Raw genomic sequence first — 11980 nt, 5'->3', positions numbered from 1 at the left:
GGCGCACGGAGAGGCACGGGCTCCGTGCCTGGGTCGCAGGCCCTGCGGCCCTCCCAAAGCAACGGAATCGGCGCGTCTGCGAAAAGGGCGCTTCCCTTGCGCCTTGGCGGTCAAAAACGATGGCTCGCACAAGGGATCGGAGCGCCGGAATTTTGCGCACCGGGGTTGCGGCGGCGCGCAAAACCCTTTAGTTTCTTCGCATTGCTAAGCATGGGGCCCGGCATGAAACTACCAAGACCTGAAGAACTGAACAGCGAACGCTTCCTGAACGAAGCGTTCGATGCCAAGCACAATGCGGTCCTGACCAAGGAGGCGCGACTGCGGCGCAACGTCTACCTTGCGCTGTTCCTCGTCGGCTTCCTCTGCATTTTCGTGACCGCCGGCTACCACCGCATGACGCTTTGCATCCTCTCCCTCTTCCTCTCGACGGTTTCGCTGGTGGTGATGTCCAAATACGACACCCAGCTCTTTTTCCTGCGCATCCTGCGGTTGCGTGAGGAAGCCAACAAAGCGCAAGACGAGGATTGACGGGCGGAGCGCCGGGAGCGCGGTTCCGGACCTCCTTTCTGCTTTCCATTCCAGTGCGGGTCTGGGAAATTGGCCGTCCATTTTTTCCAAGAGGGCATTGACCAGTGGCTAAATTCATCATCAACGGCGGGAAACCGATTGGCGGCACCTTCCATCCGCGCGGCAACAAGAATGCGGTTTTGCCGATGCTCGCGAGCTGCGTACTGACCGACCAACCCATCATTCTCCACAACGTCCCGCTGATCAACGATGTGAAAGTCATGCTTCAGCTGCTGGAGAGCATCGGCGTCGACGTCACCCTCGACGACCACACCCTGACCCTCTGCGCGAAGGGGCTGCATACGACGGAGCTCTGCCCGGAACTCTGCGCGAAAGTCCGCACCTCGATCCTGCTCGCCGGGCCCCTGACCGCCCGGCACGGCAGCGCAACCATCTATCCGCCCGGCGGCGACGTGATCGGCCGCCGCCGACTCGACACCCATTTCTACGGCCTCCGCTCGCTCGGCGCGGAAATCGCCATCGACCAAGCCTACCGCTTCAAGGCCGGACCGCTCACCTGCTGGAAAATGGTGTTCGACGAAGCCAGCGTGACCGCCACGGAAAACATCCTGATGGCCGCCACCCTGGCCGAAGGCGCCTCCACGATCTACAACGCCGCCTGCGAACCGCATGTGCAGGACCTCGCCCACCTGCTCAACGCCATGGGCGCCGACATTTCCGGCATCGGAACCAACAACCTGACCATCCGGGGCGTGGAAAACCTCCATGGCGCCGAATACACCGTCCAGCCCGACTACATCGAGGTCGGCAGCTACATCGCCGCCTCGGTCGCAACGGGCGGACAGCTCGCCATCCCGAACGCCGGCGATCCGCTGACGCTCCAGGTCATGCAGCGCACCTTTGCGAAACTGGGCGTGGAGTGGACGCGCGACGGGCGCGACCTCTTCGTCCCGCAACAAACGCAGCGCCGCATCCGGCCGGACGAGGGCAACGCCACGCCCAAGATCGAGGACGGCATCTGGCCCGCCTTCCCGTCGGATTTGATGAGCGTCTGCATCGTACTCGCCACGCAGACCCACGGCACCGCGCTCTTCTTCGAGAAAATGTTCGAAAGCCGCATGTATTTCGTCGACCACCTCTTGGGCATGGGCGCCAACATCATCCCGTGCGATCCCCACCGCGTCGTGGTCGTTGGCCCCACCCAGTTGCGCGGCGGAATGCTCAGCAGCCCCGACATCCGCGCGGGCATGGCCCTGCTCATCGCCGCCTGCTGCGCCGAGGGGCAAAGCATCATCAAGAACGTGCAGGTGATCGACCGCGGATATGAGGCAATTGAAGATCGACTTGCCGCCCTTGGGGCCGATATTGTCCGTGAAGACTAAAAACAGAAAGATGAGACATTATGGCATTTCCTAAGACGTTCTACCGCTGGCGCCCCCACCCTTGGCACGGTCTCGAAGCGCACGACGGCGGCGGCGACGACGTGGTCAACGCATACATCGAAATGACCCCGTTCGACGCGGTGAAATACGAAGTGGACAAAACCACCGGCTACCTGCGGGTCGACCGCCCCCAGCTCACTTCGTCGATGACCCCCACCCTCTACGGCTTCATTCCGCAGACCTACTGCTCCGCCCGCGTGCACGAACTCTCGCCCAGCTCCGTCAAGGGCGACGGCGACCCGCTCGACATCTGCGTCATCACCGAACGCCCGATCAACCGCGGCGAGGTGATCCTGCGCGCCCGCGTCATCGGCGGCATGCAGATGATCGACCACGGCGAAGCCGACGACAAGATCATCGCCGTGCTCGACAACGACCAGTTCTGGCAGGACGCCCACGACATCAAGGACGTTTCCCACGCCTTGATCGAGCGCATGCGCCACTATTTCGAGACCTACAAGCTCGTTCCCGGCCAGCCCTCCGACGTCAAGATCCCGGAAATCTACGGCCGCGAACACGCCCTCAAGGTGATCAAAGCCTCGATGCTCGACTACACCGAAGAGTACGGTTGATTCCGGCGGGGCGGGCCCTCCGGCCCGCTCCAAGCTATTGCGACTTTTTCTTGCCGAACAACGCCAGCACCACCAGCGCCATCAAGGCGCCGTTGCGGGCGACGCTCATCCAATCCATCGGCTTTGCGTCCGGCGCATGGCTGAAACAACCGCAGCCGAATCCCGTTCCGCGCACGAGATTGACCACGATGCCGGCGGTGAAGAGCGCCAGCAGGGCCAGCGCCAGCCAGAGCGCCGCCTCGCGGAACTTCGGAACCAACAGCAGGCACACCGCGATCGCGGCTTCCAGCCACGGCAGATAAATCGCCACGAGATTCACCAGCGGCCCCGGCAGCAGGTGGAAGCGGTAGACCGCCAACGCAAAGTCGGCCGGATAGAGCAGCTTTTGAAAGCCCGCAAGAAAGGTCGCCGCAACCACGAACGTGGCAATCCAATAGGCGACGCGGTAGATTTTCTGGTCGGGGGTCATGGTTCGACCTCCCCGCCATATTTTTTCCAGGCCTCGAACCCATCGACAAAGAACAACGCCTTTTGCGCGCCAATGGCCCGCAGTTCGACGAGCAATTCCAAGGCATCGTCGCAGTCGCGATTGCTGCAATAGACCACCAGCTCCGCGCCGGAGTCGATCAACCCGCCGACCGTTTCGAAATGTTCGCCGAACGCTTGCACCGGAACCGACCACGCCCCGGCCACATGGCCCGCCGCGAATTCCGCCGCCGGCCGGGCGTCGATGAATACGGTCCCGGAGGCCCCATGCTTTTCGAGCGCGACGGCGAGCGCAATCGCCTCGAATCCGAGCTTCCGCGCCTTGGCCTCAACGTGGGTCGACCAATCCTGCACCCAGGGGATTTTCCGCGGATGAACCCAATTCGCCACCGATGCCACCAGGGCGGCGGCAAACAATAGGATCCAAACGTTGCGGATGGTATGCATGCGGCGGAACATAGCACCGACCGCGCGGGCGGGAAAACAAAAAGCCCGCGCCGAACACCCGGCCTAGGCGGCGGAGCTGTTCCCGGCTTTCTTCATCATGAACCACTTCATCGGCAGACCGAGCGAAGCCGTGATCAGGCCACGGCCCACGAAGAACATGCAGATGACGCCGATGGTGAACGAGGCCACGATGAGCCGGCCAATGCCCCGGAACCCAAAACCGTTGATGAAGCCGGCGGCGATGGAGGAGACAATCATGCCGCAGGTCAGCAGCAGGTTGACCATGGTGTCGTAGACCAGGTTGCCGACGGTGTAGGACGAGCTTTGGGCGGCGGACGGATCGACCCCGAACACGCCGAAAACCAGGTTCAGGATGCCCAGAACCATGGTGAGCAAAAGCAGGGTAATCATCACATAGCCGCTGCTGAACAGGAAGGCGGCGAACTTGGTGCGCTTCTGGATGGTGCGCGAGAAGAACAGCTTCCCGCCATGCGCCATGAACGCGCGCATGACGCCGTAGGCCCAGCGCATCTGCTGCTTGAAGAGGTCGCCGGGGGTATAGGGAACCTCGCACCGGATGCGCAGGTCGTCGACGTAGGCAATCTTTTTGCCGGCGGCAATAACGCGCAGGGAATAATCGACGTCCTCGGTCAGCGCGCCGGCCGTCCAGCCGCCGTGCTCGATGAGATAGCTCTTTTTCACCAGCTCGCCCGATCCGCAGAAAACGCACTGCTTGGTGGTGGCCTTCAGAAACGGCAGGATGACGGAATGGATGATGTTCACGATGCCCGTACCCATCAGCGTGCTGTGGTTGTCGTGCACGTTGATGATGCGCCAGGCGGCCTGCGCGCCCGCCAGCGTCGGATCCTTGATCACCGGAACCACCAGCCGCTTCAGAAAATCCTTCTTCGGCAGAAAATCGGAGTCGAGAATCAGCAGGTAGTCGCCCTTGGCCTTCGGCAGCATGACGTTGAGGTTGCCGGGCTTGAAGCCGACATTGTCGCCGCGGCGGCTGATTTCCAGCCGCGGGTTGGCGGCGGCGAACGCGTCGATTTTGGCGGAGACTTCGGGCTGGTTGGAGTCGTCGCCGATCATGATCTGGAGCTTGTCGGCGGGATAGTCGAACTCCAGGCAGCGGGCGGCGCAGTTGAGCGCGGCCAGCTCGTTGTACGTCGGAATCTGGACCGTCACGGTCGGGTAGAGCGATTCGTCGCCGATGATTTCCGGCTTGTCGCGCAGGCGGGAAAGTGCCAACGCAAACGCCGTCACGATGAAATAACCCAGCGATAGCGCAAATGCCCCCATCAACGCGATTTCAAAAGCAGTCTTGATAATTGTGTGAAACCCCATGCTTCCCCCATGTTTTTTTGCAAGTCACGAAGGCACCGTGAATTGACGGCGTTGTTTATAGGGATTTGCCCCCCATGGCAACCCCCGCGAACGATTATTTTCGGAACAATAACCGCCGAAATGGCCGCTTCGGCAAATTCGCTTCCCAGGGTTTTCCGTGCCCGGCAAACCGTGCGACGTCCCGGCAATGAATGGACACCGGGCGCCAGGTCGGATACAAAAGCAGAAACTATTCTATCAGGAGAGCAAGATGGCGGATGTCAAGTTAACCCAATACAGCCACGGTGCCGGATGCGGATGCAAGATTTCGCCCGAGCTGCTGGAATCCATCCTCGAAACGGCGCGCCCGGCGCTACCCCACCCGAACCTGCTCGTCGGCAACAGCAGCAAGGACGACGCGGCCGCCTACGACCTCGGCAATGGCACCGCCGTGCTCAGCACCACCGATTTCTTCATGCCGATCGTCGACGACCCCTTCACCTTCGGCCGCATCGCCGCCACCAACGCACTCAGCGACATCTACGCCATGGGCGGCCTGCCGCTGATGGCCATCTCCATTTTCGGCTGGCCCATCGGCAAACTCTCCGCCGAGGTGGGACGCGCGGTGATCGACGGCGGCCGCGCGGCGTGCGACGACGCGGGCATTCCGCTGGCGGGCGGCCATTCGATCGATTCGCCGGAGCCGATCTTCGGGCTGGCCGTGACCGGGATCGTCGACAAACGGCACCTGAAGCAAAACAACACCGCCGAACCCGGGTGCGAGCTGTTCCTGACCAAGCCGTTGGGCATCGGCATCCTGAGCACGGCGCAAAAGATGGGCGTGATCGCCCCGGGCCATATCGACCCCGCCGTGGAGAACATGTGCAAACTCAACGCAGTCGGCGCACAGATCGCCCAGCTCGATGGCGTGGTGGCCATGACGGATGTGACCGGGTTCGGCCTGCTGGGCCACCTCGGCGAAATCTGCGAGGGCAGCAACCTTTCGGCGACCGTCCATTACGAACGGGTAAAGCAGCTGCCCAACGTGGGCAGCTATCTCGCCCAGGGCTGCATCCCCGGCGGATCGCGCAACAATTTCAAGAGCTACGGCCACACCATCGGCGAACTGACCGACGAGCAGCGCGGCATCCTGTGCGACCCGCAAACCTCCGGCGGCCTCCTCTGCGTCGTCAAACCGGAGGCGGTCGAAGCCTTCCTCGACCTGACCCGGGCGGCGGGACTCGAGCTCGAATCGTTCGGCCAAACCCGCCCGCGCGGCGATAAACGAATCGAGGTGGTCTAATGCGGCGAGGGAAAGGCCACCAAACGGCACATGGCGCCACCGAAAACAAGGCGGCCGCACAAAGAGGGACGCTTCGCGCTTTTTGGGCCTCTTTGCGGCCCTTGATTTAGCTGGAAGTCACGATGGATAAAACCACCAACGATTTCCACCGCCTGGTCGTCGACAACGTGCCGCTCATCGACGTGCGCGCGCCGGTCGAATTCGCGGCGGGCGCCTTCCCGACCGCGGTCAACCTGCCGCTGATGAACGACGAGGAGCGCCGCCTCGTCGGCATCCGCTACAAGGAGCAGGGCCCGGCGGCGGCGGTTGCGCTCGGCCACGAGCTCGTCTGCGGGGCGGTCAAGGAGCAACGAGTCGCCGCATGGAAGCGGTTCCTCGATGAACATCCGGCGGCCCGGATCTACTGTTTCCGCGGCGGCCTGCGCTCGCAGCTCAGCCAGGAGTGGGCCGAGGCGGCGACCCGCCGGGAAATCCTGCGGCTGGAAGGCGGCTACAAGGCCTTCCGGAACTATCTGATCGACCGGCTCGACCCCGGCACGCTCAACAGCGTCCCCCTCGTGCTGGGCGGCCGCACGGGCGCCGGCAAAACCCGGCTGCTTCAGCGGCTCGGCAACGCGATCGACCTGGAGGCGCTCGCCCACCACCGCGGCTCCTCGTTCGGGCGCTTCCTCCAGCCGCAGCCGACGCAGATCGCCTTCGAAAACGCACTCGCCTGGGCCCTGATCCGGCACGAGGCCGCCGGGCACGCGCTCGCGGTGGTGGAAGACGAAGGGCGGCACATCGGCAGGCGCTACATTCCGACCGCCCTGATGGAGCACTTTGCCCAGGCCGACGTGGTCCTGCTCGAAACCCCGCTGCCGGAACGCGTCCGGATCACCTTCGCGGAATACGTGACCTCCGCCCAGGCCCGCTTTTGCGCGGCGTTCGGTCCGGCCGGGCCGGAGCGGTGGCTGGCGGATCTGCAGGAAAGCGTCGCGCGCATCCGCAAGCGCCTCGGCGGCGAGCGCTTCAAGCGCGTCAACCAGCTCCTGCTTGCCGCGCACCAACGGCAACGGGAGACGGGCGACCCCGCCGCGCACCGCCGCTGGATCGAGCTGCTGCTGGTGGAATACTACGACCCGATGTACGACTATCAACTCGATAGCAAGAAACAGAGCATCGTCTTCCGCGGCGGCACGGCCGACGTGATCGACTACCTGACCGAAAGGGGCTGCACCAAATGAAAAAAACAATTGTGATTACCGACGAATTTTTCGGGCGCGGCGACGAGGAGCTGGGCGCCCTGCTGATGGGATCGTTCCTCCGCAAACTGTGCTTGGCGGAAAACCTGCCGAAGGAAATCGTGTTCTACAACTCCGGCGTCAAGCTGCTGGCCGAAGGAACATCCCCGGTGCTCGACGCCATCCGCATGCTTGAAAAAAAGGGCGTGGGCATCACCGCCTGCGGCACCTGCATCAGCCACTATGGCCTAGCCGGAAAAATCGACCCGGCCAACGTCGGCGACATGGCGGGAATCATTGGAGAACTCCTCTCGGATGGGCACGTCGTTACGATTTGACGCGCCCCCGCTCCCGGAGCCCCGGGCCTGATTAAGCGGCCGAACGCCCCGCTTGGTCTCCGTTCCGCGCGGAGGTCGCATCAGGATTGCCACGGGTGGTCCGCCATGGTTCCAAGCCAGCGGCCCGAACCCCGCCATGTTTGTCCATTCGACATTCATCGTCCACCTCCTGCCTTCCCTCCGAATAGAACGTTGCCCCCCAAGGGAAATTGCATTCGCCGGCCGCGCCCCCGCAACGGTCGGCGCGACTATTGGGTGGCGATGTGCAGGAGGTCCTGGATGACCGGGGAGAATTTGACGACGACCGGGGTGAAGACAACGCTGACCATGGTCATCAGCTTGATGAGAATGTTGAGCGAGGGGCCGGAGGTGTCTTTGCACGGGTCGCCGACGGTGTCGCCGACGACGGCGGCTTTGTGCGCGGCGGAGCCCTTGCCGCCGTGCGCGCCTTTCTCGATGTATTTCTTGGCGTTGTCCCACGCGCCGCCCGAATTGTTGAGCATGGTGGCCAGCACGAACCCGGTGGACAGCCCGCCCGCAAGCAGGCCCATCACGCCCGGCACCCCGAGAATCAGACCCGTGACCACCGGAACCACGATCGCCAGCAGCGAAGGCACCAGCATTTCCTTCTGCGCGCCCTTGGTGGAAATGGCGACGCAGGAGGCATAGTCGGGCTTGCCAGTCCCTTCCATAATGCCCGGGATTTCGCGGAACTGGCGGCGGACCTCCTCGACCATCGCGCCCGCCGCGCGGCCGACGGCCTTCATGGTCATGGCGCAGAAGACAAACGCCATCATCCCGCCGATAAACAGCCCGCAGAGCAGCAGCGGATTCATGATGTGCAGATCGAGCCTATCCACGAACTGCATAAGGCCGGCCCGCTTGGCTTCGGTGGCGGTAAAGCCCATGAAGGAGCCGTCGCCCGCCAGCTTGCCGATCCAGATCTTGACTTCCTCGATGTAGGCGGCCAGCAGCGCCAGAGCGGTGAGGGCGGCGGAGCCGATGGCAAAGCCCTTGCCGGTGGCGGCGGTGGTGTTGCCGAGCGAGTCGAGCGCGTCGGTGCGCTCGCGCACTTCCGGCGGCAGGTGGGCCATCTCGGCATTGCCGCCCGCGTTGTCGGCGATCGGCCCGTAGGCATCGGTCGCCAGCGTGATGCCGAGCGTGGAGAGCATGCCGACGGCGGCGAAGCCGATGCCGTAGAGCCCCATCGATATGTCGGAGAATCCGCCCGCAAAGCCAAAGGCGCAAATGATACCGGCCGCAATGGTAACGACGGGAATACCGGTGGAATACATCCCCGCCGCCAAGCCGTCGATGATAACCGTGGCCGACCCCATTTCGGCCTGTTTGGCAATGCCCCGCGTGGGCTTGTATTCATCGGAGGTGTGGAATTCGGACGACTGGCCGATCACCACGCCCGCCGTCAGGCCCGCGATGACGGAGAGGACAATGCCGCCGGCGACCAGACCGCCGAGCCACAGGCCGATCAGCGCCAGTACGATCAGCACCGAGCTGCCGAGTGTGCCGGTCAGCAGTGCGTGCAATAGGTTTTTCTGGGAAGCGCCCTCCTTGCACTTCACCAGGAACATGCCGACGATGGAAAAGATGGTGCCGACGCCTGCCACGATCATTGGAGCGGTGACCAGCCCGATGGCGTCGGCCTCGGTTCCGGTTCCGTTTCTCACGCCATGCGCGCCGACGGCCGCACCAAGGGCGGCGGTCGCGAGAATCGAGCCATAGTAGGATTCATATAAATCCGCGCCCATGCCCGCGACATCGCCGACGTTGTCGCCCACGTTGTCGGCGATGGTGGCCGGGTTGCGCGGATCATCCTCGGGAATGCCGGCCTCTAGCTTTCCAACCAGGTCGGCGCCGACGTCGGCCGCCTTGGTGTAGATCCCGCCGCCGACGCGCGCGAACAGCGCCTGCGTCGATGCCCCCATGCCGAAGGTGACCATGGTGGTGGTGATGTGCACCAACTTTTCCACCGGCCCGCACCCCGCCGGCACCAACTCCATTCCGAGGAGCACCCAACCTTCGGCCATGTGCGCCGGGGTGTAGACGAGCTTGTCGAGGATGAGATACCAGACGCTGATATCCAGCAAACCGAAGCCCACCACCGAGAGGCCCAGAACCGCGCCCGAACGGAAGGCCACCTGCAGGCCGCGGTTGAGCCCTTCCGAACACCCCTGCGCCGTGCGCGACGACGCGGCGGTGGCTGTCCGCATGCCGATAAAACCGCAAAGCGCGGAAAAGAATCCAGCCGTCAGCAGCGCCACGGGAACAAACGGGTTGAGTAGGCCGGCAAGCGACATGGCCCCGAAAAGCATCAGAAGAACCAGAAAAACGGATCCCACCACCTTGTACTGACGGAACAGGTAGGCCACGGCGCCGGCGCGAACGTGCCCCGCAATCTCGATCATGGTTGCGTTGCCCTCGTTCGCCGACATCATCTTCTTGTAGAAATAGATGGCGAACAGCAGGGCGGAAACGGATGCGATCGGCGCAATCCACCACAGGTTCGTAATGACGGAACTCATAAAACCTCCGGTCTTGTAGTTCGTACCAGGCGACACCGCCGAGAGTAGGCAGGCCCCGCAAGCAAATCAAATGGAAAACGGCGGCAACCCCGATCGAAGCCCCCTGGGTCGCCCGAAAACCTTGCGGCAAAAAACATCCCCAAAAATGGGGATATACGATGCGCGGCCAATGCGCTATTTTATGCGGTCTTTGAATCCACATGTGATTCATGCAATGCATTGGCCTGTCTGACGACGGGTTTGGGAAAGAGACACATTGAAACAAACAGGGCCTGCCGGAGCGCACGCATGAAAAAAAGGGAAAGTAAATGAATACGTTTAGTTGGACTTTATTGATCGTTGCGGGAGGAAGCCTGCTTGCTTTGGGCTACGCGGCGATAAAAACCAAGTGGATTTTCAGCCAGCCGGTCGAGAACCCGAAGCTGGTCAAAATCGGGGGGTTCGTCGCCGACGGGGCCATGGCGTTTTTGACCCGGGAATACAAGGTGCTGATCCCCTTCGTGCTGATTGTCGCCGCGTTTTTGGCCATTGCCAACCAGGGCTCGTTGAAATGCCAGGCCATCGCATTCGTGGTCGGCGCCATGGCATCCGCCCTGGCGGGCTTTATCGGGATGAAGGTGGCCACCGCCGCCAATACCCGCACCACCCATGCCGCCCAGGGCGGATTGATTCCCGCCCTCAAGGTGGCGTTTTCGGGCGGCAGTGTGATGGGGATGAGCGTGGTCGGCCTATCGATGCTCGGCTTTGCCATCCTGCTGTTTCTGGGGCGGCTTTTCTTTGGCAACACCATTGAGGTGCTGGCCGATCAAATTCTGCCGATCGTGACCGGCTTCAGTCTGGGGGCCAGCTCCATGGCCCTGTTCGCCCGCGTCGGCGGCGGGATCTACACCAAGGCGGCCGATGTCGGCGCCGACCTCGTCGGCAAGGTCGAAGCGGGCATTCCCGAGGACGACCCCCGCAACCCGGCCGTGATCGCGGATAATGTCGGCGACAATGTCGGCGACTGTGCGGGCATGGCGGCGGATCTGTTCGAGACCTATGTCGTGACCATCGTCGCGACCATGGTGCTGGCGTCGATCTTCTTCATGGGAACCGACGATGCCGGGCCGTTGATGATGTATCCCCTGGCGATCGGCGGGGCCTGCATCCTGGCCTCGATCATCGGCACGTTTTTCGTCCGCCTCGGCGCCAGCCAGAGCATCATGGGCGCGCTCTACAAGGGCTTCATCGCGTCCGCGGTGATCTCGGCGGTCCTGCTGTTCTTCGTCACCTGGTTGCTGATTGGTTTCGATGCGACGTTTACCGCCGCCGGCGAAACCTTCGGCGGCTTCGCCCTGTTCCTTTGCGGCATCAGCGGGCTGGTCCTGACCGGCCTGATCATCTGGATCACGGAATACTACACCGGCACGGACTATCGGCCGGTCCGCAGCATCGCCTTGGCATCGACCACCGGGCACGGTACGAACGTCATCCAGGGTCTCGCCGTCTCGATGGAGGCGACCGCGCTGCCGGCCCTCCTGATCTGTGTCTCGATCGTCGTAACCTACATGCTGGCGGGCCTGTTCGGCATTGCGATCGCGGTGACCACGATGCTGGCGCTTGCGGGCATGGTCGTTGCACTCGATGCCTATGGCCCGGTTACCGATAACGCGGGCGGCATCGCCGAGATGGCGGAGCTCGAAGACGATGTCCGCAAGACCACCGACGCGCTCGACGCGGTCGGCAACACGACCAAGGCGGTGACCAAGGGCTATGCGATCGGTTCCGCCGGGCTC

General features: G+C 63.0%; 11 protein-coding genes. 7 read left to right on the top strand and 4 right to left on the bottom strand.

What is annotated here, in order from left to right; all coding sequences use genetic code 11:
- The first annotated feature begins 222 nt into the window (after positions 1-222).
- From ABYO54_RS07295 to ABYO54_RS07285, 3 genes are all read left to right on the top strand, one after another.
- The gene (locus ABYO54_RS07295; protein ID WP_372807589.1) at positions 223-528 is read left to right on the top strand and encodes a hypothetical protein; all 306 of its coding nucleotides are present in this window, start codon (positions 223-225) and stop codon (positions 526-528) included.
- 104 nt (positions 529-632) lie between these two features.
- A complete protein-coding gene (murA, locus tag ABYO54_RS07290; RefSeq protein ID WP_372807588.1) occupies positions 633-1910 on the top strand; it encodes a UDP-N-acetylglucosamine 1-carboxyvinyltransferase in 1278 nt (425 codons plus the stop codon).
- A gap of 20 nt (positions 1911-1930) precedes the next feature.
- The gene (locus ABYO54_RS07285; RefSeq protein WP_372807587.1) at positions 1931-2542 is read left to right on the top strand and encodes an inorganic pyrophosphatase; all 612 of its coding nucleotides are present in this window, start codon (positions 1931-1933) and stop codon (positions 2540-2542) included.
- Between the two features lie 34 nt (positions 2543-2576).
- Here ABYO54_RS07285 and ABYO54_RS07280 read toward each other — a convergent pair whose 3' ends face one another.
- The 3 genes from ABYO54_RS07280 to ABYO54_RS07270 all read right to left on the bottom strand — a co-directional run bounded on the left by ABYO54_RS07280 (position 2577) and on the right by ABYO54_RS07270 (position 4825).
- Complete coding sequence (locus ABYO54_RS07280; protein ID WP_372807586.1) at positions 2577-3011, bottom strand: MauE/DoxX family redox-associated membrane protein; 435 nt, start codon at positions 3009-3011, stop codon at positions 2577-2579.
- Positions 3008-3418, bottom strand: coding sequence for a rhodanese-like domain-containing protein (locus tag ABYO54_RS07275; protein WP_372807585.1), 411 nt, complete (start codon positions 3416-3418; stop codon positions 3008-3010). Before ABYO54_RS07275 ends, ABYO54_RS07280 begins: the two co-directional genes overlap by 4 nt.
- 120 nt (positions 3419-3538) lie before the next feature.
- Positions 3539-4825, bottom strand: coding sequence for a glycosyltransferase family 2 protein (locus tag ABYO54_RS07270; RefSeq protein ID WP_372807584.1), 1287 nt, complete (start codon positions 4823-4825; stop codon positions 3539-3541).
- A 250-nt stretch (positions 4826-5075) separates the two neighbouring features.
- On the opposite strand from ABYO54_RS07270, the gene selD reads away from it, so the two are divergent.
- The 3 genes from selD to ABYO54_RS07255 all read left to right on the top strand — a co-directional run bounded on the left by selD (position 5076) and on the right by ABYO54_RS07255 (position 7665).
- Positions 5076-6107: a selenide, water dikinase SelD gene (gene selD / locus ABYO54_RS07265; protein WP_372807583.1), complete on the top strand. Its 1032-nt coding sequence runs from the start codon at positions 5076-5078 to the stop codon at positions 6105-6107.
- 122 nt (positions 6108-6229) lie between these two features.
- The gene (mnmH, locus tag ABYO54_RS07260; RefSeq protein ID WP_372807582.1) at positions 6230-7330 is read left to right on the top strand and encodes a tRNA 2-selenouridine(34) synthase MnmH; all 1101 of its coding nucleotides are present in this window, start codon (positions 6230-6232) and stop codon (positions 7328-7330) included.
- The gene (locus tag ABYO54_RS07255) at positions 7327-7665 is read left to right on the top strand and encodes a DsrE family protein (protein ID WP_372807581.1); all 339 of its coding nucleotides are present in this window, start codon (positions 7327-7329) and stop codon (positions 7663-7665) included. The genes mnmH and ABYO54_RS07255 overlap by 4 nt, the downstream gene beginning before the upstream one ends.
- Positions 7666-7913: 248 nt before the next feature.
- On the opposite strand, the gene ABYO54_RS07250 is transcribed toward ABYO54_RS07255, so the two are convergent.
- Positions 7914-10205 carry a sodium-translocating pyrophosphatase gene (locus ABYO54_RS07250; RefSeq protein ID WP_372807580.1) on the bottom strand — a complete coding sequence of 764 codons (2292 nt, stop codon included), beginning with the start codon at positions 10203-10205 and terminating at the stop codon, positions 7914-7916.
- A 308-nt stretch (positions 10206-10513) separates the two neighbouring features.
- On the opposite strand from ABYO54_RS07250, the gene ABYO54_RS07245 reads away from it, so the two are divergent.
- On the top strand, positions 10514-11980 hold a 1467-nt coding region (locus ABYO54_RS07245; RefSeq protein ID WP_372807579.1), incomplete at its 3' end, for a sodium-translocating pyrophosphatase.

Source organism: Pontiella sp., assembly GCF_041622395.1.
Classification (GTDB): domain Bacteria; phylum Verrucomicrobiota; class Kiritimatiellia; order Kiritimatiellales; family Pontiellaceae; genus Pontiella.
The sequence above is the reverse complement of the archived record's forward strand: the minus strand, read 5'-3'. Positions and strand labels throughout refer to the sequence as shown.